The 25,341-nt window shown below is 58.8% G+C and carries 17 protein-coding genes; 6 read left to right on the top strand and 11 right to left on the bottom strand.

The window, feature by feature from the left end; genetic code table 11:
* Positions 1 to 91 precede the first annotated feature (91 nt).
* Together ACP26L_RS11515 and ACP26L_RS11510 are read right to left on the bottom strand one after the other, a co-directional pair.
* Positions 92 to 1,684 (bottom strand): response regulator transcription factor, encoded by a 1,593-nt coding sequence (locus tag ACP26L_RS11515; protein ID WP_426452657.1) that lies wholly within the window; start codon positions 1,682 to 1,684, stop codon positions 92 to 94.
* Positions 1,674 to 3,482, bottom strand: coding sequence for a cache domain-containing sensor histidine kinase (locus ACP26L_RS11510; RefSeq protein WP_426452656.1), 1,809 nt, complete (start codon positions 3,480 to 3,482; stop codon positions 1,674 to 1,676). The genes ACP26L_RS11515 and ACP26L_RS11510 overlap by 11 nt, the downstream gene beginning before the upstream one ends.
* Positions 3,483 to 3,808: 326 nt before the next feature.
* Here ACP26L_RS11510 and ACP26L_RS11505 point away from each other — a divergent pair, with 326 nt between their 5' ends.
* Complete coding sequence (locus ACP26L_RS11505) at positions 3,809 to 4,240, top strand: PH domain-containing protein (RefSeq protein ID WP_426452655.1); 432 nt, start codon at positions 3,809 to 3,811, stop codon at positions 4,238 to 4,240.
* Positions 4,241 to 4,576: 336 nt separating this feature from the next.
* Here ACP26L_RS11505 and ACP26L_RS11500 read toward each other — a convergent pair whose 3' ends face one another.
* The 5 genes from ACP26L_RS11500 to ACP26L_RS11480 all read right to left on the bottom strand — a co-directional run bounded on the left by ACP26L_RS11500 (position 4,577) and on the right by ACP26L_RS11480 (position 14,754).
* Positions 4,577 to 7,114: a fibronectin type III domain-containing protein gene (locus ACP26L_RS11500; RefSeq protein WP_426452654.1), complete on the bottom strand. Its 2,538-nt coding sequence runs from the start codon at positions 7,112 to 7,114 to the stop codon at positions 4,577 to 4,579.
* Between the two features lie 276 nt (positions 7,115 to 7,390).
* A complete protein-coding gene (locus ACP26L_RS11495) occupies positions 7,391 to 8,443 on the bottom strand; it encodes a hypothetical protein (protein ID WP_426452653.1) in 1,053 nt (350 codons plus the stop codon).
* 282 nt (positions 8,444 to 8,725) lie between these two features.
* A complete protein-coding gene (locus ACP26L_RS11490) occupies positions 8,726 to 9,964 on the bottom strand; it encodes an extracellular solute-binding protein (RefSeq protein WP_426452652.1) in 1,239 nt (412 codons plus the stop codon).
* On the bottom strand, positions 9,961 to 11,292 hold the full coding sequence (locus tag ACP26L_RS11485) for a diguanylate cyclase (RefSeq protein WP_426452651.1): 1,332 nt from the start codon (positions 11,290 to 11,292) through the stop codon (positions 9,961 to 9,963). Before ACP26L_RS11485 ends, ACP26L_RS11490 begins: the two co-directional genes overlap by 4 nt.
* 210 nt (positions 11,293 to 11,502) lie before the next feature.
* Positions 11,503 to 14,754, bottom strand: a complete 3,252-nt coding sequence (locus ACP26L_RS11480) for a carbohydrate binding domain-containing protein (RefSeq protein ID WP_426452650.1) — start codon at positions 14,752 to 14,754, stop codon at positions 11,503 to 11,505.
* Positions 14,755 to 15,071: 317 nt separating this feature from the next.
* Between ACP26L_RS11480 and ACP26L_RS11475 the strand changes: the two genes are divergently transcribed.
* Positions 15,072 to 15,812, top strand: a complete 741-nt coding sequence (locus tag ACP26L_RS11475; RefSeq protein ID WP_426452649.1) for a response regulator transcription factor — start codon at positions 15,072 to 15,074, stop codon at positions 15,810 to 15,812.
* Positions 15,813 to 16,102: 290 nt separating this feature from the next.
* Here ACP26L_RS11475 and ACP26L_RS11470 read toward each other — a convergent pair whose 3' ends face one another.
* Positions 16,103 to 17,062, bottom strand: a complete 960-nt coding sequence (locus ACP26L_RS11470; RefSeq protein ID WP_426452648.1) for an acetylxylan esterase — start codon at positions 17,060 to 17,062, stop codon at positions 16,103 to 16,105.
* A 496-nt stretch (positions 17,063 to 17,558) separates the two neighbouring features.
* On the opposite strand from ACP26L_RS11470, the gene ACP26L_RS11465 reads away from it, so the two are divergent.
* The 3 genes from ACP26L_RS11465 to ACP26L_RS11455 are packed head-to-tail and all read left to right on the top strand — an operon-like array spanning position 17,559 to position 21,008.
* Entirely contained in the window at positions 17,559 to 18,539 is a 981-nt protein-coding gene (locus ACP26L_RS11465) for a glycoside hydrolase family 113 (RefSeq protein ID WP_426452647.1), read from the top strand.
* A gap of 20 nt (positions 18,540 to 18,559) precedes the next feature.
* Positions 18,560 to 19,771: an AGE family epimerase/isomerase gene (locus tag ACP26L_RS11460; RefSeq protein WP_426452646.1), complete on the top strand. Its 1,212-nt coding sequence runs from the start codon at positions 18,560 to 18,562 to the stop codon at positions 19,769 to 19,771.
* Between the two features lie 55 nt (positions 19,772 to 19,826).
* Complete coding sequence (locus tag ACP26L_RS11455; RefSeq protein WP_426452645.1) at positions 19,827 to 21,008, top strand: glycoside hydrolase family 130 protein; 1,182 nt, start codon at positions 19,827 to 19,829, stop codon at positions 21,006 to 21,008.
* A 158-nt stretch (positions 21,009 to 21,166) separates the two neighbouring features.
* On the opposite strand, the gene ACP26L_RS11450 is transcribed toward ACP26L_RS11455, so the two are convergent.
* Positions 21,167 to 21,763 carry a cupin domain-containing protein gene (locus ACP26L_RS11450; RefSeq protein ID WP_426452644.1) on the bottom strand — a complete coding sequence of 199 codons (597 nt, stop codon included), beginning with the start codon at positions 21,761 to 21,763 and terminating at the stop codon, positions 21,167 to 21,169.
* 169 nt (positions 21,764 to 21,932) lie between these two features.
* Here ACP26L_RS11450 and ACP26L_RS11445 point away from each other — a divergent pair, with 169 nt between their 5' ends.
* Positions 21,933 to 22,217: a hypothetical protein gene (locus ACP26L_RS11445; protein WP_426452643.1), complete on the top strand. Its 285-nt coding sequence runs from the start codon at positions 21,933 to 21,935 to the stop codon at positions 22,215 to 22,217.
* A 277-nt stretch (positions 22,218 to 22,494) separates the two neighbouring features.
* Here ACP26L_RS11445 and ACP26L_RS11440 read toward each other — a convergent pair whose 3' ends face one another.
* Entirely contained in the window at positions 22,495 to 23,811 is a 1,317-nt protein-coding gene (locus ACP26L_RS11440) for an ABC transporter substrate-binding protein (RefSeq protein ID WP_426452642.1), read from the bottom strand.
* A 24-nt stretch (positions 23,812 to 23,835) separates the two neighbouring features.
* On the bottom strand, positions 23,836 to 25,341 hold the full coding sequence (locus ACP26L_RS11435; protein ID WP_426452641.1) for a response regulator transcription factor: 1,506 nt from the start codon (positions 25,339 to 25,341) through the stop codon (positions 23,836 to 23,838).

The following is a 25,341-nucleotide window of genomic DNA, read 5'->3' as shown; positions in this document are numbered from 1 at the left end:
GGCAGTGCACTATCAATTTTTTCGGGTAGGATTGACCGGACATTGGCGGCAATCCGGCGGAGCCGTATGGTCAGACGGGACCGAATCACCCTCATATGCCGGAAGGCTTCTGCCTGTACTCCGACGGGGTGACCCCGTGCATCTTCTTGAACTTGGAGCTGAAATAACTTGGATTGGAGAAGCCGGTCAGCTCGGCGATATCCCACAGACTGAGCTCGCTTTCTTCCAGCAGCTTCAGTGCATGGGCCATCCGCACCTCGGTCACGTATTGGATGAAGGTCTTCCCCATCTTGGCCTTGAACAGCTCGGAGAAATACGAGGGGTTGTAATTGAAGCGATCCGCCAGCATCGTCAGGTGCAGGTCGTACATGTAGTTCGCCTCGATGAACGCCTTCGCGGCCCGGATGACCGAGCCTTCCGCGTCCTCCGGCTTCTCCCTCATCCCCTCATTGATGCGGCGGCCGATCCTACGCAGGAAGGCGGCGGCCTTCTCCACCGTGTCCAGGGCGAGCACCTTCTCCGGACGCACCCACAGCTGGTCGGCGCTGCCGAGCTGGACCCCGGCCGCGCTGCCGATCGCATCCAGCAGAAGATACAGCCCGAAGATCCGCTTGACGAGATGGCCGCGGGAGTGTCCGAGAGCCTCCTCCAGCTCCCGGCGCACCGCCGCCGCGAAGGAGTCCAGCTCGCCGCGGATCAGGTACCTCCGGATCAGCTTCGCGGTGTCCTCCGCCCCCTCGGCGGCTCTGGCCGCGGGCTGCTCCCTGGACGCCGCATCGACATCGCTTCCGGCCATATTCCAGGCGACCAGGGAGGACATGTACCCTTCCTTCCAGGCGCCGAAGCCTTCCGCCTCCCCGCCTATGCCGACCGCCGGCTCGAAGGCCAGATGGTCGGCCGCACACTGCCGCAGCCCTTCCGCGAACGCTTCGGCCGCCCCGGGCTCGGCCGGCGCGATGAAATGCATGAGCCCCGGGTAGCTTCCATCCCGGAACACGGGCAGCGGCTCCGCCGGGTACGTCTGCGCATACTCCCGGCAGATCAGCTCGAAGGGCGGCCGCAGCTTGTCCGGCGTGCGCTCTTCACCCGGCCGGGCTTCGCTTCGCCCCCTGAGTCCCGCGGTGACGAACCGTACCTTCCGCCCGGCCCAGCCATCCAGCTCGAACCACTTCGAGCGCTCGGTCACCGCCCGCTCGTCCAGGCCCTCTTCTTTGACCAGCCCCGTCAGAAAGTACTCCCTCATCTCCTTGTAATCCTGCGAGAGCCGCCACTGGACCTTCTCCTGCTGTACCTGCCGGCTCTTCTCCTCGTCGAGCTCCCGGATTACCTTGGCGAGTGCTGCTGTCAGCTCGTCCTGCGACACGGGCTTGAGCAGATAATCCCGCGCCTGGGTGCGGACCGCCGCCCGGGCATAATGAAAGTCCTCATAGCCCGTAATCACGATGAGCTTCAGGCCGGGATAAAGCACATGGCACGACTCCAGGAACGAGACGCCGTTCATCACCGGCATGTTCATATCGGTGATCACGATGTCAATAGTCTCGCCGGCCAGCTTCCCCAGGGCTTCCATGCCGTTGGCCGCTTCACAGGCGACTGTCAGGTCCGGGTTGTCCCACTCTACCTTAAGACGCAGGCCCAGCCGGATCTCGTGCTCGTCATCGACAATCATCACTCTATACGTCATGGGGGTTCCCTCCTGCAGGCAGATTCAGTTCAATGGACGTGCCTTCTCCTTCCCGGGAGTCAATGGTGAAGGTAAAGAGCGGTCCGTAGTAAAGGCGGCAGCGGGACAGGACATTGCGCAGGCCGATCTGCCCGGGGCCGGTGGAGCTCAGGATCGTCTGGAGCTGGGCGGCGGCCGTCTCCGCTTGGAGCCGCTGCACCAGCTCCGGCGGCATGCCGGGGCCGTTATCAGCCACGGTGAGCTGCAGGCGGCCGTCAGTACAGCGGATGCGGACCGCGACCTTCGCCTCCGGCCGTACCGAGAAGGCGTAAGCCACCGCGTTCTCCACGAGCGGCTGCAGGAGGAATTTCACGATGGGGATACGGCCCGCCGTCCCCCCCTCCTCCTCCAGCGTCAGCTGCAGCCGCTCCCCGAAGCGGATCTGCAGAATCGAGAGGTAGTGCCGCAGCACCCGGAGCTCCTCCTCGAGCGGGATCACATCATCGATGATTTTGAGGGAGAAGCGCAGCATTTTGCCCAGGGATTCGATCACCCGGACGGCGTCCCGCTGCCGGCCCTGCATCGTCAGGGAGCTCAGCAGCTCCAGCGTATTGAACAGGAAGTGCGGGTTGATCTGCAGGAGCAGCGCCTTGTATTCCGCCTGCTGCCGGAGCAGCTTCTGCTCGAACTCCGTCCGGATGTGCTGCCGCAGCTGGGTCACCATCGCCCGGAAGCTGGAGGTGACATACCCGACCTCGTTGCGGACATACCGCTCCGGCGGGATGCGGTTCTCGGCCAGCTCGAAGTCCCCCTTCTGGACGAGGCGCATCGCCGAAGCGAGGCGGGACAAGGGCTTCGTGATGCCGTAGGACAGCCACGAAGCCGCCAGGATTGCGCAGAGCAGCAGCAGCGACGTGATGAGCAGGATGCTGTCGCGCAGCTTGACCAGCTTCGCATATAAGTCCCCTTCCGACACGACGCCCACGAGCAGCCAGTTGTTCGGCTTCAGCTTTTTGTAGACGAGAATGTCCGTGGTCCCTTCCGCGTTCTTCGTATAGACGACGCCCTGCGGCTGGGCGCCCGTGCGGATCTCCTCCGCCTTCGCCATTGCCTCGGAGAGATCGACATCCTGCTGCTGGGGCAGCATCGGACGGCCCTCCTGATCGAGCAGGAAGATCGTGCCGCTCTCCCCCAGGTGGATGCGGTTCAAGGGCTCGAGCAGGAAGTCAGCGCTTACATTGATCTTCATGAGCGGCCTCGAAGCGGCTGGCTCGAACGCGCCGATCGGAAGCAGAAGGCTCACCACAGAGTACGGCCTCGACATGCCGGACTCCACAGGGTCCGTATGCGCCGGCACCCAGTGGTTCCCCCGCCGGACGAAGTCGTCGTACCAGGCCTCCTGCAGGAACGACAGGTCGGAGGCCACCTGGTTGCCCGCGCCGATCCGCGTGCCGTCCCCGCGGTATACGGACACCGACGAGATGCCGGAGTAGCTGTTCGTCGTCCGCGTCAGGAACTGGCTCAGCGCGATGTTCGCCAGCATCTTCTCCCCCTGCGGCAGCGCCGGGTCGGATAAGGCGTTGTCCCAGCTGCGGGTAATGTCGCTGTTGAACACGAGCGAAGACAGGTCATACATCTGCGTGGTAGCCATGGAGATGAACGAGCCGTACTCGTCCATCTTCTCGAGCGCCGAGGATTCGATGTAGGAGCGGATGATCGAGCGGGACTCATGGAACAGGAGATACGATACCGTCCCGAACGAGAGCACGAGCAGCAGGACGAAGAAGGCGATCAGCCGGTTTTTGAGTGAATAGAACATGGACGTGGACGTTCACCTCTTTCTTGCACAGGATTCGTAAGGAAGAGCACATTTAGGATAGCATACAAAAGGATGATTGCCAGGGATTCCGATCATCATCTAAGACTGTTGATGGATTTATGTAAAATAAAGTATAATTTAGTATATAAAGGGTGAGGTGAGTTTCTTGAAACTGAACTGCGACTGGCCCCGATCAAAGTACCGCCGTCCGGGCCTCTTTGCACAGACGAGTTTCCCACTGAAAGAGGAGCTGCGCACACTCCAATGGCTTCCTCAGGGCTGGGGATTCTACAGCAAAAATCCCAGGGAACCTTTCGAGGTGCATTATGGATAAATTTATTAGTAAGAAGGACCGCGTTTTTGCTGCAATCCATTGGAGTATCATCATCGCCTTAGTCTTCTTGTCTTCCCTAAGCATCTACCTGAAGTATTGGTTCGCCATCCCGCTGCTCCTCGCTCCCTTCGCCTTTTTTCTTTGGACATGGTTCCAAACCCAATATGAGTTGCGGCAGGATCTGCTGTTGATTCGTTCAGGGCCGCTTTGTTGGAAGATCCCCGTATCTTCCATACGGAAAGTCAATCGAACGAATAACGGAACATCCAGCCCCGCTCTATCCCTTAACCGCCTGGAAATAATCCATGAAGATGGAAGCATCTTCATCTCACCTGAGCACGAACAAGAATTTATCTCTAAACTTAAAACAATGAACGTGCGTATTCAAGTGGAAGGAAAACAAAATAAAGGCCGTAAGAAGTGATCATATCCTCGTTAAGTAGACAGTAAACAGAGGCTTTTAAGCGGCGATCGCTTCCCAGTATTCACCTGTGGAGCAGTCGCTTGGTCTAAGTATAGCAAAGCGCCCGTATTCACCTGTTTTACCGTTTCCCACACGAGGTTAAGATCGTTTCGTCTTACCGCCTTTGTCCTTGTATCTTTGTCATAGTAACGGTTGAGTGTTTGTCCTTTTGGGGCCATAAAAAATCCCCTCCGGTCAACAGTGTTGAGTTCATGATAACATGGACTCTTTTTTTACTGTCTGCCGTAAGGGGATATTAATACCCAAAAAAGGAAAGCCATCTTCTCCTGACTGATTTTAGGCGGACACTACTTTATTCGCTACGACCTGGACGTCCTTCACATCAATGCGGCCGTCATTGTTCAGGTCATACTTCGCGTCATAACCGGTCTGTCCTGCAGAGAAGCCGCTATGACGCGAGATCAGCACCAAGTCGCTCAGCCCGGTAACCCCATCCTGATCGAAGTCGGTGTCATCGATCCGGACCGTCAGGCTCACCGGCGCCTGCAGCTTGGAGATCCGGCCCTCGCTGTCAGCCTGGGACGATTCGGTACCCAGGGTGAATACGACGCTGCCTTTCTGCAGCACGGTGAACTTCAAGGTGAGCAGCCCCACCTCTCCTGTGCGGCCGGGCTGCTCTCCTAGCAGCGAGCCGGCAGCAGTCAAGGCGCCGGGTGTCTTCACGTTCTTCGAAAGCACGGCCGCCGTGCCTTCGGGGCCGAACGACGGGCTGAGGAGGACCTGCTGCAGCTTCACCTTCGCCGGATCGTAGGAGAGCTTTGCCAGGAAGGCGTAGAGATCCGCCGCCTGCTCTGCACGAACCTGCAGTTCCAGGACGGAGCCTACGGCCAGCGGCCCCGGTTTGGCCTGCAGGGACAGCAGCGCTGTGCTCGGCTCAGGAGTGTAAGGCGGGGTGGTCACCGTCACGATGTTGCTCTTCTCACTCCGCTTGCCGGTCCCGTCCACGGCAACCACATAGAACGAGTTCAACGACTCCGGATACAAATTGATCGCGGTGTACGTCTGCTCGGAAGCATCCAAGGTCTTGGCCAGTGTGCCGTTCACATACACCCAGTATTGGGCCACTCCCGTATCATCGGCGGCAGGCTGCCAAGTGAGCTGTGCGCTGTTATACGTCACGGCCGTCACGCTGAGCGCGTCGCCTGCCGGCCACTGGGGAGCCGACGTATCGGAAGGAGCCCCGGCGGTGATGTTGAAGATCGTATCGCCCAGCAGGTAGCGGAGCTCCCCATCCAGCAGCTTCGTTCTGCCGACCGCTCCGCCGATGATGATGAGTTCCTTCTGACCCGGCTGGTATTGATACAGGCTGGACTGATATTTGACAATCAGCGTGCCGTTCCCGCCAAGGTAATGGATATCGGCATCCGCGTTGAAATATGTCGCACGGGTTACGGTTCCTTCGGGGGATTTCAGGAAGATCGGCCGGACGCCGTTCTCCTCCGCCCCTTTGTAGGCGATCCATCCTTGATTGTACTCATAGCCGCTGTGCGGCTGAAGACGCTGCTCCCCGCTGAGTCCGTAGACTTCGGTCGTTACGCTCCCTCCTTCGTATTTATGGAGAGCGCCGTCCGACGTCGAGTAAAGCACGGTGGTTCCGTCCGAAACGGCGCCCCGCGGCTGATCGGGATCTTCGATGAAGGCTTCAAGCTGACCGGTCGCGGCACGATAGCGCTGAATCGCTCCACCGGCTTCACCGCCATCGATAAGTACATCGCCGGTAGACTCGAGCTCATAGTGGCCTCCGCTGATTACCGGTAGCTGGCGTGATTCCAGCGTTGCAGTATTCACCAAGTGCACTTTCGGTCCGTTCACGAAGAGCAGGGACGAGCCCCGGACCTGCCAAGAATAGGGCTCATCCAAGCTGATATCAATGGGTAGATTGGATTCACCGTTCCAGATGTTCAGACGGTATCCGTAGTCGGTATAGAGCGTCATGAACACGGCGCCGCTCGGCGTAAGCTGAATTCCGCTCGGGTAATCCGATTGATAGATGAGGGTCTCTGTCCCGTCGGCCCGATTCCTGATGTACACCTTCCCCTCCTTATGGATGAGGAGCCGTTCTGAATCTGCGTCGACGATCTCCACACCGGGAATGCGTTCCGCTTCCGTGATAGCCTGGCTGTTCTCGATATGCACGGTTCGATTGATAAAAAGGCTGTTTTTAGGATCCTCATATTGATCGGCCCCGTCGTTGATCCGATGAGTGATCCTCAAGGCTTCGCCGTTGTTGGCGGAGACGTCGTATGTTTTGTCCAGTAGAGGCGCACCCTGCGCACTGTCGTAGATAAAGGGCTCCCTGTCGCCTAACCGGCTGATGCCTACGAAGTATTCCGGAAAGGCGGTGAGGTCGTCCTGCACTTCCGCTATTACGTGGAGACTGTTGTCACGGATGACGGCATGATCCGAGGGTTCAAGGCGCGTGATGACGGGAGGGGAGTCATGCTTGAATTCAATGGAAGCGGAGCCCGTATTGTGATAAATATCTTCGGCAGTAACCGTAAGTGTAAGAGATCCCTTCGGAAGCGAAGAGATCTCGAGCTCTCCGGTCCAGTCGCAGGTCGGGCAGGACTGGGTGAGAGCGACCTCCAAACCACCAGCCGATGCCTTGGCTTCCTGAAGCCGGTACACGGAGGAAATCTGGGCTTCGATTGCCAGTTTGGTGTCCGCCTTCGCTTTGACCCGCGGCTTCTCGATGGTAATACGGATATTCTCCTCTGCATGAGAATACCCGGGCACGAGCAGTAGCAGGACCCCGAACAGCAGGGCCGCCAGCCATGTGTTACGTTTGCTTACCGTCCTTGTCCAACCCTTCATTTCCTTCTCAACCACCCATCGTATATTTTGATACGGGGTGCAATAAGGGGCTTGAGTGGTCTATCCGTATCCTTGAAACCATTCGATTAAAGGCTTCAATCTCCTTCATCTTTAGGAATAATTTAGAATATACGGGTCCGGACGCGATCTCGAATTGAACAAATAGAAACCAGTTTCTTATTCCCTATAGAATAGATATTCGAAGATGCCTCCAATCCTTCTCCCAGCATTTTCTCCTCCGGCTTCCTACGCAAATCCGATCCTCCTGTCGATACATTATCTTCCCGCGGCAGCCGTAGTCCAGGTCCTCCCATTGTCTGCCGACTGCAGCATCATAACACTCGAGGCTCCGGCCGCAGGCGTCCAAGTGAAGGAAGCCGTCGTGTTCGTCACGGATACATTAGCCAGATCCGAGACCGGTGTGCCGGCCGGTGTCGTTACATCCACCACTTCGGAGGAGCCCTGCGATGTCCCGCCGGTTACAACCAGCCGGAATTTATAGGCCGTGCCGGGCGTCAGGCCGGTCACTTGTCCGGTCGTGGAGGAGGCCGACAGCGGCTGTTTCATTTCGGCATCCGTCCAGACTGCCCCATCCGTAGACTGCTGAATTTTTACCGAACTGGCTCCGGATGAAGCGTTAAACGAGAAATCAGCCGTGTTCGAGGTCACAGACGTGCTGTTGAAGTTATAGTTTACCTGCCGTGTGGATACCGAATCGGACTGCAGGTCAAACTGATAATACGTATTCACATTCCGGTCATAGCCGTCACTGAACGCATCTTCCGGAAAAGCGGCCCACATCCGTTCGTTTCCGGCCGTCTCCTCGAGCAGGAAGGAAGCAAACTTCAGAGTAGTCGGATTGCCGATCGCGCTCAGCGGGATTTTAAATTTGACGAACGGCGAGTTCGCATCCCGGTAATATCCAAAGCTTCCGGCCGTATCTACCCATGATGAACCGTTGTACTGCTGAACATTAAAATACGTCTCATCTATTTTCCAGCGCACGTGGTATTTGGCACTGAAGGGAAGTGTCGGCTGCTGTGTTCGATAGGGAGAACCGCTGGTCGTTCCATTCTCCCCGCCAATGTACATTTGAACCCACTTCTGGCTCTGGTTCGTGAAGCGGGCATCGTCTTTATTGATCTCATCCCCCCGATACGCAACATACAGATTCGTACTATCCCAAGTGATGTAAAAATAATAAGTGGGCGAACGGGTAGAGGTAAAAAACGTCTCACTGCCGTAAAAGTCGTTCCCCCCATTCAAAGCGATCGTATGGCCGTAGGCGGCATACACCCGGTTATAACCGGAGAACCACGGAAGAAGCATAAGTGCGGGTATTAAAACATAAGGAAGCCATCGTTTGACCAAGCTGTACATTCTTGTTGAACCTCCTGAATATCACTTCACATCCCCTATTAGACCAACTACATCATATCGGCATAGAACGCCTTTAGGTTAAGATTTAAAACCTTTTCGCAATAAACCAATGAAATTTATATTATTCGACACAAATAGACATTTCCCTTCCCCGCAGCTGTGGATGTAAAGAAATTCCGCATGACCAAAAAGCCGAGAGAACCGTTCTCTCTTCGGCTTTTGTCTCGTTCCTTATCGGCTGCCCAGCAAATTCTTCCACGAGGCCTCGATATTCCGTACGCCTTCCTGCACCGTCAGCTTCCCGAGAAGCATCGCATTCAGATTCGGGGTGAAGTCCATGAACAGCCTCGCTCCTTCCGGAATCATCGGCCGGGACTTGGCCGTATCCAGCTGTGCTTTGAAGCCCTGGACCATCGGATCCTGAGCCAGCCGTTCATCTTCGTAAGCGGCGGACTGCGTAGGCAGGGTCTTGAACTCCATGCTCTGCAGCACCTGTGTTTCCGTTCCGGTCAGGTAGGCGATCAGCTCCAGGCTTTCTTGGGGATGCTTGGTGTATTTGTTGATAACCAGACTATGTCCCCCGACCGGAGAACCCTGTCCCTTGGGTCCCTTCGGCACGGGAGCAATACCCAGCGGGTCTCCGCGCTGGAACACCCTGCCTTTCAGGATCTCCCCCAGCGCCCAAGGGCCGTTGATGATCATCGCCGCCCTGCCCTCCGTGAAGTCCTTCATCATCCGGCCGTACCAGTCCGCGAAGTCCGGATAAGGCTGGGTCACCCCCTCGCGCCGGAGCCTCACCATGAATTCGAGCGCCCGCTGCGAATCCTCGGAGGCAATCTCGATACGCCGGTCCTCCGATACCATGTCGCCGCCGAAAGCCCACAGATAGGACAGAGCAAAGTAAGAATCCTCCGTGACATACAACCCGTATCGTCCGCCGCCGGTCACCGCTTTGGCGATCAGCAGGAGCTCCTCCATCGTCGCAGGCGGGTTTGGGAACCCTGCTTCGGCCAGAAGACGTTTATTATACAGCAGTGCAGGCACTTCCGTAACGGAAGGAAGCCCATAGAGCTTGCCTTGATACCTCGCAGACTGCAGGGCGGAAGGTACGTAGCCGGACCACGCCGATGCCGGAGCAAGGTTGTCCAGCGGATAGACGATATCCAGTTCGGCATACTCCGGAATCCAGGTCTGGTCCGCACGGAAGATGTCTACAGGCTGGTCACCCAGTACCGCCGTTTTGAATTCGTTGGTGGCAAACGGGAAAGCCCGCTGCTTCATCGTAACTTGAACATGCGGGTGCTCCCGGACGTAGGCATCGATCCGTTTCTGGAAGAACGCCGTCTCCGCAGGGGACGTCGTCGTCCAGAAGGTCAGCGATACTCGCTCCGCCTTCTCACCCGAACCCGAACAGGAGGATGTGAGCAGCAGGATGGGCAGTATCGCAGACAAAGCTGCTTTTCGGGTCATAACGGAACCTCCCCTTCACTGCGGGCGTGTATCTCGCGATAGCTGCAGATCTCGTTGCGCCCTCTGCGCTTGGCTTCGTACAGCGCCTGATCCGCTTCCTGGAGCAGCCCCCCTGGATTACCCGCGTCCGAAGCCACAGCCGACGCGATCCCGATGCTGACCGTGACCATCCCGCTTATCTCCGAGAGTTCATGCGCAATGCTGCGCTGGGCAAGGGCCAGCCGGAACCGCTCGGCGGTTCGTACCGCTTCCTCCTCCTCTTGATCCGGCAGCAGCACCACAAACTCCTCCCCTCCGTAGCGTGCGGCCAGATCCCCAGGCCCGACGGAGCGCTGAAGAATCTCGGCCACCTCCCTCAGACACGCGTCTCCCGCCTGATGACCGTACCGGTCGTTATACCGCTTGAAATAATCGATATCGAGCAGAATCAGCGAGATCGGTCTCGAGGACTCGGCCAGCTGTTTCCATTCCCGCTCTACAGCTTCGTCATAGCATCTCCGGTTGGCAATTCCCGTCAGACCGTCCCGGGCGGACAGCAGCTGGAGAAACTGGTTCGAGTCAATCACGGTACGGAGCGAGTGCGTCATCCTGTTGAAGGCTTCGGCCAGCTCCTGCAGTTCATCCCGGCCTTTGAAGTGCAGATCCGCTACCTGCAGGTTGCCTTCGGCCACGGTTTGGGCGGAGCGTTTCAGCAGACGGATACGGCGGATGAGGTGGTTGGAGAGGATGAACGCAATGAGGATCGATAGGACGATGGCTGAAGAGGCCATGGCATACTCCACCCATTGGATGGTCCGCCCGCTGTGCTCAATCTCGCTGCTGTACTGCTCGATCCGGGACTGCTCCGCCTTGAAAAACGAGTGCAGGGAGAACGCAACCGGATCGAAGCTGTCTTTCGTATAGCTTTCCTGCGCTCCGCGGACTTCCCCCTGCTTTTTGAGCTCCATAATTCTTTGTTTGTTACGGGCGAAGGCGGTCCACCGTTCTTTGAAGCGCGCAATCTGTGCCTTCCCTTCCGGGTCAGCCGTCATGGAGGCCAGCAGGTTCATCTCTTCTTCGACATACTGGATGCTCGCATCGAACTGGGACTTGAAATCCTCTTCAACATACAGGGGGGCGAGAAGGTAATGGGCCCCGTTGTCATTGGCTGTTCTGGCGAACAGATTCAGCCGCTGGAGAACCTCCAGCCGCTTCTCCGTCGCCAGCGTTTCATTCGTCAGATGGACGATCCGCTGGGTAAGGACGGTAGAAAGGATAACCGTGATAACGAACAGCACGATGATAGCCAAAAAGCTGGTATACAATTTTTTGCGGAGTGTAAATACCATGATGCAGTCCCCCGTACTCTAGAAACGCCAGCAGAAATTTCTTTTATTATTTCCCATAATTGCATTTTAGTCTGTAGCAAAAAGCACACCTGCCACCACAGAAATAAACCGCCCCCCCGCCAGGCCGAAAGTCGCTGGGGAGAGACGGTTGGTTCGCGTTGGACTAAGGGCGTTCTTATCCATGAGTCCTGCTCATCGGCAGACTCGCGCCTACTTCAAGTAAGGCCCGGCCTCACCGATCTTGCCTGGTGCCGGATTGCCCGGCAGATCAAGCACGTACACGCGCAGGTTGCCCTTACCCGAGACGGAAGCGGAGAGCTTGCCGTCGGTCACGGTCTTGACATCGCCGGTAACCGCATCCTTGTACGTACCGTTCGGAATCCCGCTGAAGGTGGCCGACTCGGTGACCGTAATCAGCGCGAAGCTGTCGATGCCTTTGGCCGTGTCTGTGAAGCGCCGCTTGTAAGCGATATCCCCCTCGACGCCTTCGGTCGAGTACTGGCCCTTCTGCAGGGCAGGAATCGCGCGGCGGATCTGATCCAGCCGCTGCAGATGTTTCACGAGCGGCGAGTTCAGCGTCTCGGCTACCGTGCCCGAAGCCGAAGCAACTTTGCCGAAGTCGGCTGCTGTGACGGAGCCTTCGATCTTGTCGCCGAAGTAAGCGCGGCCGGTCGTCGCCAGCGGGCAGGTCGGGCCGCAGTCGATCGGCTTGCCGGCCTGGAATTCGATCTCCGAGCCGTAATAGAGCGTCGGAATGCCGCGGAAGGTCCACATCAGGCTCATGTTCTCGGCCCATGCCGCCGTGCCTCCCGTGTAGCGCGTGGAGGACTTGTTGGGGCCATAGTCGTGGCTGTCGACATAGACGACGTTGTACGTCGCATCGTTGTAGCTGTCGTCGGAGTCCTTGCCGTTCCAGAAGGCATTGCCCGCGTCGGCAAAATTCATGTGCATCCGCATATCTATGACATTCATGCCCGATGCCTTGCTGTGGTCCGGCGTGTGATACGTATTGCCTTGGAGGAAGGCATTGTTCGACACCGGCTGGTTCGCTGTCCCGAGATTGTTCTCATAATTGTACATCTCGAGAGCGGCCGCGGCGTCGTCCGCACTGTATTCCTTGCGCTCCTTCCAGGTGAAGAACTGGGCCGAATGGTTGACCGAGCCGCGGTTCCACTTGTCGTTGACGAAGGCTCCCACCTCTCCGAACATGAAGAAGTTCTTGCCCTTCTCGCCGAACTTCGAGACGGCATGGTTCTGCGCGTCCGGCAGGAAGTGGCGGTTCCATGTGGTCCGCGGAATATGCACGGCCGTATCGATCCGGAAGCCGTCCACGCCCATATCGATGTACCTGCGGTAGACATCCTTCAGGAAGTCCTGCACGGGCTTCGACTCGGTATTGAAGTCGGCCAGGTCTTCATGGATCCAGCAGCTGCGGGCATCCTCGCCCTCCCAGTTGCCGATCCAGCACGGGTGGTACAGGTTCGCCGGGAACATGCCGGAGGTCGGATTCGGCCACTGGCAGTTGTACAGTTTGTAGCCCTCTTTGCTCGTCGACCCCGTCGGCACTCCCCAGTTCCGGCAGGTATTGCCTGCCGGCTCGGCGGTGGACCACAGGTCCCCGTTATACGGCTTGCCGCTGGCATTGACATTCAGCCCGTCATACTCGGCGCCGGCCTGCGGCTCATCGTAGTACCAGCTCCACTGGCTGTCACGAATGCCGTACACCTTCGGTGCGAACAGGTTCTTCTCCCCCCAGCGGCTGGAGTGGTTGTACACGACATCCTGAATGATCTTGATGCCCTTGTTGTGTGCGGCATTGATCAGATCCTGATAGGAGGCCCCTGCAGACTCCAGACGGGGATCGACGCGGTAAAAATCCCAACCATGGTAACCGTGGTAGTCATAATCCGAGCGGTTCAGCACCACCGGCGTAATCCAGACCGCGGAGAAGCCGAGCGCCTTGATGTAATCGAGCTTCTGGATCAGCCCCTTGAAGTCGCCGCGGAACATCGGGTCGTTGTTCGCCGCGTTGCCGCTTGTGAAGTGCGCGGAGCCTCCCCGGTTGTTGGTGGCGTCTCCGTCATAGAAGCGGGCGGTCATCACGAAGTAGATGGAGTCCTCCCGCATGTCCGTACCGAGCGGGGTGCCGCCCGGCACCGGCGGAGGCGCGTCACCTGTCGTCGCCGATACCGCCGTACCCGCGGCCGACTTGTTCGCCGGACTCGCCTTGTCGAACGCCTTCACCGTGTAGGTGTACGAAGTTTTGGCTTCCAGCCCGCTGTCGGTGTAAGTATTCGCGGCCGCCGTGAACACCTTGGTGCCCTGCGTGCCGCCCGTTCTCGCGATCTCATAGCCGGCCAGGCCGCTGCCGCCCGCATTATCGGACGAAGCGTCCCAGGTGAGGGTGATCCGCAGGCCGTCCGCCGACGCCTTCACATTCTGCGGAACCGACGGTGCCGTCACATCCGGTGGCGATTGCACGCAGGGATTGGCCGCATTCGCGGTAACGGTCCCGTCCTTCACCGTGGTCAGGCCCGTTCCGAGGCTGTAATCGCTTCCGCCGTTGTTATCCCATACGGAGCCGTTGTTGAACGCCGCTTTGAGGCTGGCCGCGGTCCCCAGCTCCACCGTTTTCTTCGTCCAATCGGCGCAGGCCGTCTCGTTCATCGGCACGCCCGGTGCGGTCGTCCAGCTGCCGCCGGCAGGCATATAATGAAGATTGACGCTGGTCCAGCCGCGCGTCTTCGTGTAGTAATAGACCTCGGCCCGATTGCCTCCGCCCGCAGAGGATGTTGCGGCCTGGAGAGCGGCCGACGGAGCGGACACATTCCCGAGGGCATCCTTGGCCGTTACCGTATAGGTGTAAGTCGTTGCAGCGGCGAGGCCCGTATCCGTGAAGGAAGCGGCGGTCACCCCCGCCTTGATCAGCGTGCCGTTGCGGTACACATCGTAACCGGCGACTCCGCTGCCGCCCGGATTATCGGTGGAGGCGGTCCACGAGAAGGCGATCGAGGATGACGTCACCGTCCCCTTCGTCAGACCGGCCGGCACACTAGGCGGGGTCGTATCGCCCACCGTACTGCACGGACTGCCGGCGCCGGCCAGCAGCTTGCCGTCCTTCACCTGATGGACTCCTGTGCCCATCGTATAATTGCTGCCCCCGTTGTTATCCCATACCCCCGAGCCGTTCGTGAAGACGGCCTGGAAAGAGGTGCCGGCGATGTCGACGGTTTTGCTGGTCCAATTCGTGCAGGCTGCTTCCATCGGGGTGCCCGGCACGGTCGTCCAGCTGCCGCTCCCGTTATGGTGAATGTTAACCGTGCTCCAATTTTTGTAGGGCGTGTAATAATACACGGTTGCCGTCCCAGCCGCTTCCGCCTTCGCGGGGCCTAGAGACACCCCCGGCAGCAGCGAGCCGCATACCGTCAAGCTGAGCAAAGCCGATACCCATCTTCTTGTCATACCACACTTGCCTCCTCCATGATCCTTGCTTGGATGATCCATTTCGTCGTGCTGGCGGTTTTCCGGGGTTGAACTCGCCTCCCCTCTTTTTCTGGAGTTCATGGGCCTAACGCATTTCATCGACACTGATTATCTTAACGGCTCCAGTTCAAGTCCCGTTCAAGCCCGGCCAAAACACACTAGAAAGGTCAATATTTTCCACCTCTCTGATCAAGCGGAGGGGGTGCGCTCCTCTAACAGGCCCCATATAATGGGTTATAGAGAAAGAAACCGGTTTTTATCGCTTTTCGCAAACGCTTGCATGAGGAGGTGCCCCCGTGCGGGAGACCATCATTCTGATCGGTGATCACCTGGAAGAAGGCAGCCGTCTTGCCCGCTACTTGACCCTCCATGGGTTCGAAGTGATCTGTGACGTCTACCACAGCCCTGCTCTGCCGGATCTGCTCCGCCGGTATCAACCGGTCCTGATCCTGCTCGAACTGGCGAAGCCCCGGCTGGCGGGGCTGGAGCTGTGCGCAGAGATCCGGAGGTCGCTCGATACGCCTCTGCTCTTCATTAGCTCTCTGAACGAAGATGCCATCAAAATCGAAGCGCTCCGAACCGGCGGAGACGACTACCTGACCAGACCGTTCTCGCTGGAGATTCTGCTCGCCCGCATCCAGGCGCATATCCGCAGACACCGGTGCGCCTTCCCTGCGAACCGGAAGCACATCCTCCTCTACCCCGATCTTGAGGTCGATCTGCTGGAACGCCGCGTGAAGGCAGGCGGCAGCGAGGTTCGGCTCTCCTCCAAGGAATTCAATCTTCTCGCCCTGCTGGCCAAGCACCCGAATCAGGTCTACGGCATTGAAGCCCTGCATGAGCTGCTGTGGGGAGAGACCCGCATGAGCGAACTGCGCACGGTCATGGTCCATATCTACAATCTGAGGCAGAAAATCGAGAAGGACCCGCGGAAGCCAAAGTACATCCATACGGTAAGGGGGGCCGGTTACAAGTTTGAATGGGCCGGAGTCCGGCAGGAAGGGAGTGTCCCGGCGTCATCTCCCCTTCCTTTGTAAGCGCTCGTATTATCGATTGATAAGTGTGCGGCAGGAAACAGCATACTCCCAACCCGCGTGCTGATCCCCCGCATCCGTGCCCGCGGCAGGCAGCCTTCAGGCTGGGAGGGACAGCGGGCATCCCCTCCACGCTACCGTGCTACCGTGCTACCGTGCTGACTTGCCGTAATGGCAGCACCTCTGCGCTGCCGGCTCGGTCAAGCTACCATGCGAATCCCTGCCTTCCTGATCTGCTGACAAAGGCCGTCTCCCGCCAATCGGGAAACGGCCTCTTTTGCATAACGGCATGGTTACAGCTTCATGAACTCCTGGAACGCACGGTCCGCAAGGTACGGCAGATACTCGTGCCCATACTCGTGATACACGAGCAGTTCCTTCTCCGACCGGATCTTGTTGTACGCGGCAAACTGGGTGGAGGGCGGACAAATCTTGTCGGTCAGCCCTGTGACCCACAGCACCCTCGCCTGAATCCGGTCCGCGAGGTTCTGGATATCGATGTAGCCCAGCCGGCGAAAAACTTCCTCTTCCCTCGCATGATGCGGGTCGAAGAAGCGGAAGTAATAGAGCAACTCTTCGTAAGCGGTCACCGACACATCCGACTGCCATGCCCTCTTGTAATCCGTCAGGAACGGATACACCGGGACGGCGATGCGTACCCGCGGTTCGAGGGCTGCGCAGGCCGTCGTCAGCGCTCCGCCCTGGGACAGACCGTACACACCGATGCGGTCCGGGTCCACGCCGTCCATCGCCATCAGAATGCGCACCGTCTGCACCGTATCGAGGAATACATTCCGGAAGTACATTTTGTCCGGATCGGGATCGTCGATCCCCCGGATCAGATGCCCGCGGATCGTCGTCCCTTGTACGGTCAGGTTATCCTGGGACGGCCCGCCCTGCCCCCGGCAGTCCATGGCCAGCACGGTGAAGCCGTGCGCGGCATAACCGATCTTCTCGAACCAGTCCCCGCTGTCGCAGGAATAGCCGTGGAGGTAAGCCAGCCCCGGCCCATTCCCTTCCGCCCGCTTCGGCCTCGCCAGCTTGCAGTGCACCCTGGCCCCGCCGACGCCGGTGAAGTAGAGATGATAGAAGTCGGCCAGCGGCGACTTGAAGTCCGCCGGTACCAGCTCGTAATCGAGGGACTGCTCCTCCAGCTCCTTCAGTCCCCGCTCCCAGTAAGCATCAAAATCATCAGGCTTCGGGCTGCTCCCCCCATACTGCAGCAGCTCCGTCAGCGGCATATCTGCAGGCACCGCACTCTCTCCTTTTTGACATCCGTCGTATGTACTGCAGCCGCAGCACCGGAATGCTGGCAGCCGGCGCTGAAGCGGTTACACCGGTACAGCCGGCCCTCCCCTGACTCCCATAGGGTGAGAGGAGGCGTTCCATTCCCGCCGGTTCTTCCCGGCTATCCACACCATCCGGTCCTCCCGCCTTATAGAAGACCGCCCGTAGGTCACAATCAAAGCCGCTCCCCTCCGCCAATCCGCCCAGAAAAAACCGAAAATTTGTTTGTTTTGTTATCATGAATTTTACTGATATCATCGTAATACAAAGGCTGTATTTTCGTCAATGTGAACCTGGGCTTCCGTGCATTGTTTCGTTTATGCATTCCAAGAAGCCTAGCTGCTCAGAAGAGAGTTCCCTGTAGATCTTTTCGTAAGATTTGTTATTTTAGTTATTGTATTGTTATCTAATCCTTGTTATAGTTAACGCATACTACATTCATCATTCATCCGAGGTGAGCTTATGAATACCAATGTACTGCAGCCTTATGTGGCGGGAATGACCTGGGGCTGGACCGGCATACGCGGCGAATGGGCCGCGGAAGAGGCCGAGCACTCCCTGACCCAGATGAAAGAGCGGCTGGGTGTCAACTGGGCAACCGTAGCGTTCGCGGCCCTGCAGCCTCATCCGCAGTCTACCGTCATTCCTTTCGAGGACGCGCCGACGGTGACCGACGAGGAAGTCCGCTGGGCGATCCGCCGGTCCAAGGAGCTCGGACTGAGGGTCTGCCTGAAGCCTGTCGTCAACTGTGCGGACGGCACCTGGCGGGCCCACATCAATTTCTTCGACATGGATGTGCCGTGCGAGCCGAAGTGGTCCGACTGGTTCGCTTCCTATACCCGCTTCATCCTCCACTACGCCCGGATCGCCGAGGAGACCGGCTGCGAGCTGTTCTGCATCGGCTGCGAGATGGTGCAGACCGACCGCCGCGAGCGGGAATGGCGGCAGCTGATCGCCGAAGTGCGGAAGGTGTACAGCGGCCCGATCACTTATAACTGTGACAAATACCAGGAGACCCATGTCTCGTGGTGGGATGCCGTCGATATCATCTCCTCGAGCGGCTACTACCCGATCGGCGATTGGGAGAACCAGCTCGACCGCATCGAACCCGTGGTCCGAAAGCACGGCAAGCCGTTCTTCTTCATGGAAGCCGGGGTGCCGAGCCGGGAAGGCTCGCAGCATCTACCGAACGACTGGGGCCTGCAGGGGGCGCCGAGCGAAGAGGTGCAGGAGCAGTACTACGAAGCGATGTTCGGGGCCTGCGATAAGCGTGACTGGGTCCTAGGCTTCATGCTGTGGGATTGGCCGGCCCGCTTGTACGACCGCAGCGCGGCGGCACAGAATGACGATTACTGCATGTACGGCAAGAAGGCCGAAGCCGTTGTGAAGCGGTATTACACGCAGAAGCAGACGCAGGACACTACCCAAGCACTTATCGATTAACAGGAAAAGGTGAACACTTTATGCGGCTCAGCGAACTTAAGACTTCCTGGCTCCCCCAAGTTGAGAAGGAAGTTAAAGATAACATCCTTGCTTTCTGGCTGAAGCAAACGCCGGATGCCGGGAACGGGGGGTTCCTCGGGGAGATCCGAAGCGACCTTACCGTGGTGGACAATGCGGAGAAAGCGCTCGTGCTCAACACGCGCATCCTGTGGACCTTCTCCTCCGCCTACCGGATCTTCAAGGATCCGGCATATCTGGAAGCGGCCCGCCGGGCGTACGCTTATCTGACAACTTACTTCACCGACCGCGAGTATGGCGGGCTGTTCTGGTCGGTCGATGCCCAGGGCCGTCCGGCCCAGACGAAGAAGCAGGTGTATGGCCAGGCCTTCGCCATCTATGCCTACGCCGAATATTTCCGCGCGGCGGGCGTCCCCGAAGCGCTGGACCAAGCGGTAGAGCTGTTCCATCTGCTCGAGAAGCACAGCTTCGATCCGGTCCACAAGGGCTATGTGGAAGCCCTCTCGCGTTCGTGGGAGGATACCAATGACTTCAGCCTCAGCGGCAAGGATCTCAACGAGAAAAAATCCATGAACACTCACCTTCACGTCATGGAGGCTTATACGAACCTCTACCGGGTGTATCCGTCCCAGGAGCTCCACCGTCAGCTCAAGGGGCTCATCGAAGTGACCTTGAAGCATATCGTCGACGAACGGAGCGCGCATTTCCTGCTGTTCTTCGACGAGGCGTGGAACTCCAAGAGCGACCACGTCTCCTACGGCCATGACATTGAAGGCAGCTGGCTGCTCGTCGAAGCCGCCGAGGTGCTGGGCGACACTGACCTGCTGGAGAAGGTGAAGATCACAGCCCTTCGCATGGCCGACGCTACCTACCGCGAAGGGATCGACGAGGACGGCGGCCTGTGGAACGAGGCCGATTCGAAGGGGAACCTGCTTGATCCCGACAAGGACTGGTGGCCGCAGGCCGAATCCGTCGTCGGCTTCTACAACGCCTACCAGCTGACAGGTGAGGAGAAATACCTGAACGCCGCTCTTGCTTCCTGGAAGTTCATCGTGGACCATATCGTCGACCGTGAACACGGGGAATGGTATTGGGGCGTCACCCGGGACCGCGAGCCGATCACAGCGCAGTCCAAGGTCAGTGCCTGGAAATGCCCTTATCATAACGGCAGAGCCTGCTTCGAGATCATCGAGCGTCTTCATCAAACTCACTAACACAGTCTCATCATCCCGCTCCACCATTCTTACACCATAACGGAGGAAACCATCCATGAGTTCCCTTTTTGAACAACGCAAACAAGCCCTGGAAGCCGAATATGAGGCGCTGATCAGCCGCAAGAACGAGAAGCTGCCGCTCGGCAACGGCATCTACGACCGCTACCGCTACCCGGTCCTGACCGCCCGGCATGCCCCGCTGGTCTGGAAATACGATTTCAATCCCGAGACGAATCCGTTCTTCATGGAGCGCCTCGGCATCAACGCCGCGTTCAATCCGGGCGCGATCGAGCTGAACGGCCGCTTCTACCTCGTGGCCCGCGTGGAAGGCAACGACCGCAAGTCGTTCTTCGCGATTGCCGAGAGCGAGAACGGGACGGACGGCTTCCGCTTCTGGGATCACCCGGTTGTGCTGCCGGAGACGGAAGAACCGGACGTCAACGTCTACGATATGCGCCTCGTAAAGCATGAGGACGGCTGGATCTACGGCCTCTTCTGCACGGAGCGCAAAGACCCGGCCGCGCCTCCGGGAGACCTCTCCAGCGCCGTCGCCCAGTGCGGCATCGTCCGCACAAAGGACCTACGCTCGTGGGAGCGCCTCGCCGATCTCAAGACGAAGTCCAACCAGCAGCGCAACGTGGTGCTTCACCCCGAGTTCGTGAACGGCCAGTACGCGTTCTACACGCGTCCCCAGGACGGCTTCATCGATACGGGTTCCGGCGGCGGGATCGGCTGGGGCTTGTCCGCCTCGATGGAGAATGCCTCCATCGAGAACGAAGTGATCATCGACCACCGCCAGTACCACACGATCAAGGAAGTGAAGAACGGCCAGGGCCCGGCTCCGATCAAGACACCGAAGGGCTGGCTGCACATCGCCCACGGCGTGCGCAACACTGCGGCCGGCCTGCGCTACGTGCTGTACGCCTTCCTGACCGACCTGAACGAGCCGCAGAAGCTCACGCACGCGCCGGGCGGCCACCTGATCGCCCCGGAAGGCGAAGAGCGGGTCGGCGACGTGTCGAACGTGGTCTTCTGCAACGGGGTTATCTCACGCGGGAACGGCGACGTCTTCCTGTACTACGCCTCCTCGGATACGCGCTGCCATGTAGCGACCACGACGGTGGACCAGCTGCTCGATTACGTGCTGAACACGCCGGAGGATCCGCTTCGCTCTCACGCCTGCGTGCAGCAGCGGATCGCGCTCATCGATAAGAATCTGCAGCTGTCGGGCGTGTAGGCTTCGAATACACAGCAGCAGCCATGCCCCGCAGGAAGCTCCCTCTACCGAAGAGCGAGCTTCCTGCGGGGCATTTTTCGGTTCCCGTTCACAGGGCGGACTGCCGCAAGCCGAGGCTCCGGCGCTCAAACCCTTTGGCTGATAGGCCGGGCGTTCATTCAGCCGCCTCCCTCGGAAGCCATGGCCGCCGCTTTGGTTGGATGAACCGTACCGTGCGGGTGCTGGGGCGGTGCATAAATCGCATACAGCTTAAGCGGTTTGTTCCCCGTATTCGTGACATTGTGCCACTTCCCCGCAGGCACCATGATGGCGAAGTCTTCATGAGCACGGGCCTGAAAATCCAGCTTATCCCTGCTGTCCCCCATTTGAACAAGGCCGTTGCCTTCTTCAATCCGCAGGAATTGATCCGTATGGGGATGTACTTCCAGACCGATATCCGATCCGGCGGGGATGCTCATCAAGGTTACTTGCAGATGCCCTCCCGTCCACAAGGCGGTCCGGTAAGTTGTGTTCCTCTCCGCAGCCTTCTCGATGTTCACCACAAACGGCCTGGGCCCGTGGTCTTTGATTGCTTCCGGACGGAAGGAGCCGGGGTCCGAAGCGGTTTCACCGCCGATGTGATCCTCCTGCCGCCAGCTATGCGGTACGGGCGGATACGCGAAATAGAACGGATGTCTTAGCATCCACTCGTAGGGATATGGGGATCGGCTGACATAGGCGTGATAAGGATCGAGAGGATGAAGAACGTAATACATCAGAGGGTCATTCCCTTCGCAATTTGGTAACAACACCCCCAGCATATGTCTATATGCAGCAAATGTGCTTCCCTCTTCCCCATCCTAGAGACGCTTCATTCCTATGCAAACAAGATAAACGGCTTCGCCGTCCTGTAAAAACGATGCGTTTTTATTAAAAATATAGGATGTGCCGCTGCTCAACCGGTACCGCTGGGCGGCGTCGGGCCGTCTGTTCTTCAAAGCGGATCTGGCGGGATCCCTGTCTCCCCGCAGTCCATTCCGGGGACAGAGATGCGGGGAAGTACACCTGCCGGAGGGATGGTGTCAGGCTGCAGCCGCCGCAGGCGGAGCTGATCCGATATTGGCCTCAGGCGGCCGCGATCCGAGACCTGCAGAGTTCGTGCCGGAAGGTATGCCGGTTCAGCCTCCCGTGACCGACCGTTTCGGCACCGCGCCGGAGCGCTTGTTTTAAAAATAGCGGAAGCGAGGTATCTTATTGAGGGTTTTCCCGGCTGTTCCCCGAACATAGCGGAACTCAGATCCCTTATCAGGGGAAAACGGGTCCGGAAACCGCGCCCATCCCTGCAATAGCGCATCTGAGTTCCTTTAATCCTAGTGAGTATCCTCGAAAAGTGGGAATAGCGTACCGTACTTCCGCTATTTTCATAGACGGTAAATTCTCAGACATTAAAAAAGCCGACGCCCCTTGACGTCAGCTTGCTTCCAGATATCATTTATACAGGCCGTGCTTACCTTCCGCCGGACCGGGCTTCCAGGACCCGGAGCCGGTTAGCCTTCCAGCTCGCGTTCAGCGTGGCGAAGGCGTCCGGCAGACTCTCCGCGACAGCCGCCCGCTGCAGATATTCCCCCCGGTAGAAGTCGATCTTGGCCTTGTTGCCGATCGCATACCACAGCGGCGAGGACGGCGCATTCTCGAATACGTCAGGCCCGTAAGAGAAGAATTCCTCAAGCTGCGGAAGCTCGGGCCTCCGCTTCTTCTGCGGCGGAATGAAGCCCGAGAGCTCGGCATAGCCCGATTCCTCGATCATGAAGCGGATCCAGGCCTTCGCCGCTTCCTTGTTCCTGCTGTTTCGGCTCACGGCATAGAACCAGTCCGTATTCATCAGCGCATGGTAGGTACCGCTGTTGCCGTAAGGAAACGGGATGTACCCGATATCCTGCGGGGCGGTCCCCGCCTGCTCCAGCTGCCGGATCATCCAGTTCCCCATGAAGAACATGCCCACGTTCCCCTGGGCAAATTCGCCTTTGGATGCCTCCCACCGGTTGCTCTGCAGGTCCGGTTCCACATACCCTCTGCTCATCAGCGTCCGCAGAATGGTGAGCGACCGTCCGAACTCGTTGTCCGTGCGGAACGGCTCGTCGGTTTGGATCATCGAATCCAGGTAGCTGCCCCGGCCGCTCATCATCGTGACGAGCACCTCTCCCCACTGCTTCATCGGCCACTGCGCCCCGTAATTAATGTAGAACGGCGTGATCCCGGCCCGCTTGAGCTTCTCGCAGGCGGCGTACAATTCATCCAGCGTCCGGGGCGGGGCTGTGATGCCGGCCCGGGCGAACGCTTTTTTGTTGTAGATAATGCCCTCGGTGGATACGCCGGAGACGATGCCGTACACGTTGCCGAGATAGGACTTGTAGTACTTGAAGTACAGCTCTCCGAGCCCTTCCGCCGTATCATTCAGGTTCTCAAAAAAGTCTCCCAGGTTCACCTGCGCGATATTCCCCGGAATGAGCAGCACATCGCCGGCATCCCCGGTTGTCAGCCGGATGCGGATATCGCTCTCGTAATTGACGATGGGCTCGAACACCACCTCCTCGACCTCCGGATACCGCTTCTGGAATGCATCGGCATACCGGTCGAAGGTCCCGTCTTCGACGAGGTCCACCCGGTGAGTCGAGACTGTCAGGCGTCCCGACACCTTGGAGCTTCCCCCGCTGACGCCGCCGGCCTCTGCTTCCTGCTGGGCCGGCGGCTGCTGTACCCCGCCTGCAGTCGTACACGCGGAGAGCAGCAGCAGCGTCGTTATGAACAATAATCCTTTACGCATGGGGGTACAGCCGCCTCCTTCCTGTCATCTCACCGTATCCCTGTACTCCTTCGGCGTGAATCCCACGGTTTTCTTAAAGATTTTGTTAAAATAAGCCGGATCGGGATACCCGACCCGCTCCCCGATCTCATAGGTCTTGAGCTCCGTATGCTCCTTGAGCAGCTCCTTGGCCTTCTGAATCCTGATGCCGATGAGAAACTCGGTCAGCGTCTGCCCGGTCTCGGTCTTGAACAGCTTGCTGAGGTAATTCGGGGTCAGGAAGACCTGCGCCGCCAGAGACGGCAGATCAATATCTCTCTGGCAGTCCTCCGTCAGGATCTTCTTGACCTGTCCGATCACCCGGTTCCCCTGCCCGCTGCGCCGCTCCCCGCTCCAATCGAGCAGGTCAGTCATCATCCCCAGCCACTGCGAGCCGATCTCCTCGAAGCGCAGGGACTCGTAGACGAGCTTCTCGAGCTGAAGCGAGCCTCCGTACTGCTGCTCGGTCCCTTCGATGAACTCGGGAATCTCCTGCCTCAGCAGGAAGACCGTCCCCTCCAGCACTTCGTGCAGCTGCTTCTTCTCCGGTCTGAGCTCTGCCAGATGGTGCAGAAACCGCTGCAGCACTTCCCGGATGGCCGGTACGTCGAGCACTCCGGTGTGAGGCTTCAGCTCCTTCTCGGCTTTGGCGAACAGTCCGTGCACCGAGATGTCGGGAATCTCCACCACGGAGGCATTCAGGACACGTCCGCTCCCGTACATCGCATAGTGGCTCGCCCGCAGCGCTTCCTTATAAGCCTCGCTCCACCGATGCGGCTCCCGGGCCACCGTGCCGAGTCCAATGGACAGCCGGCCCTTCTGTCCGGCGGTGCAGGACACCGCGAGCAGCCGGCCGAGATCAGCCGTCCCCTGCGGGTGCAAGAGCGGATCCGCCCCGAACAGGAGGCAGGCACTGTGCGCGGACAGCGGAACCGTCTCCAGGAATGCCGTCCCGCTCATCCCTGAGGCCCACCTGCGGAGCTGACCGAGGTCGACCGGCTCTTCCCCGCGGATGACGATGCAGGCCGCTTCCTCTCTGTCCGCCAGATCCGCCGCTTCTTCGATATGCGCCGGTTCCCGGCCCTGAAGCTTCTCGCGGAGCCAAGCCTCACGTCTCGCCTGCCCCTCGCTCCGCCGCTTCTCCGTCTCTCCGAGCAGGCGTCCGAGCAGGGCGAAGAGGTCCTGCTTGTTCACCGGCTTCAGCAGGTATTCCAGCACCCGGAACTGCAGGGCTCTCCTCGCGTATTCGAACTCGCTGTAGCCGCTTAAGATGACGCACTGGACCTCCGGCCTCAGGCCCCGCAGCCTCTCGATCAGCTCAAGGCCGTCCATCCCCGGCATCTGGATATCCGTTATGATCACATCCACCTCTTTGCCGGGCAGGTCCTCCAGGAGCTCGAGAGCACTTGCATAGGAGCCGACGACCTCGTAGGCCTCGCATTCCTTTGTGATGATCTTCGCGAGCCCCAGCCGGATGCGTTCCTCATCATCGGCGATCATGATTCGCAGCAT

The sequence above is a fragment of the Paenibacillus sp. S-38 genome (genome assembly GCF_049942825.1).
Classification (GTDB): domain Bacteria; phylum Bacillota; class Bacilli; order Paenibacillales; family NBRC-103111; genus Paenibacillus_G.
The sequence above is the reverse complement of the archived record's forward strand: the minus strand, read 5'-3'. Positions and strand labels throughout refer to the sequence as shown.

Bases quoted from the DNA above. Each gene is read 5' to 3' on its own strand.
- ACP26L_RS11510 (WP_426452656.1), bottom strand. From the start codon at position 3,482: ATGTTCTATTCACTCAAAAACCGGCTGATCGCCTTCTTCGTCCTGCTG.
- ACP26L_RS11495 (WP_426452653.1), bottom strand. From the start codon at position 8,443: ATGCTTCTTCCGTGGTTCTCCGGTTATAACCGGGTGTATGCCGCCTAC.
- ACP26L_RS11440 (WP_426452642.1), bottom strand. From the start codon at position 23,811: ATGCGTAAAGGATTATTGTTCATAACGACGCTGCTGCTGCTCTCCGCG.
- ACP26L_RS11460 (WP_426452646.1), top strand. From the start codon at position 18,560: ATGCGGCTCAGCGAACTTAAGACTTCCTGGCTCCCCCAAGTTGAGAAG.
- ACP26L_RS11500 (WP_426452654.1), bottom strand. From the start codon at position 7,114: ATGAAGGGTTGGACAAGGACGGTAAGCAAACGTAACACATGGCTGGCG.
- ACP26L_RS11515 (WP_426452657.1), bottom strand. From the start codon at position 1,684: ATGACGTATAGAGTGATGATTGTCGATGACGAGCACGAGATCCGGCTG.
- ACP26L_RS11435 (WP_426452641.1), bottom strand. From the start codon at position 25,341: ATGCTGCGAATCATGATCGCCGATGATGAGGAACGCATCCGGCTGGGG.
- ACP26L_RS11485 (WP_426452651.1), bottom strand. From the start codon at position 11,292: ATGGTATTTACACTCCGCAAAAAATTGTATACCAGCTTTTTGGCTATC.
- ACP26L_RS11480 (WP_426452650.1), bottom strand. From the start codon at position 14,754: ATGACAAGAAGATGGGTATCGGCTTTGCTCAGCTTGACGGTATGCGGC.
- ACP26L_RS11465 (WP_426452647.1), top strand. From the start codon at position 17,559: ATGAATACCAATGTACTGCAGCCTTATGTGGCGGGAATGACCTGGGGC.
- ACP26L_RS11455 (WP_426452645.1), top strand. From the start codon at position 19,827: ATGAGTTCCCTTTTTGAACAACGCAAACAAGCCCTGGAAGCCGAATAT.
- ACP26L_RS11450 (WP_426452644.1), bottom strand. From the start codon at position 21,763: ATGTATTACGTTCTTCATCCTCTCGATCCTTATCACGCCTATGTCAGC.
- ACP26L_RS11505 (WP_426452655.1), top strand. From the start codon at position 3,809: ATGGATAAATTTATTAGTAAGAAGGACCGCGTTTTTGCTGCAATCCAT.
- ACP26L_RS11490 (WP_426452652.1), bottom strand. From the start codon at position 9,964: ATGACCCGAAAAGCAGCTTTGTCTGCGATACTGCCCATCCTGCTGCTC.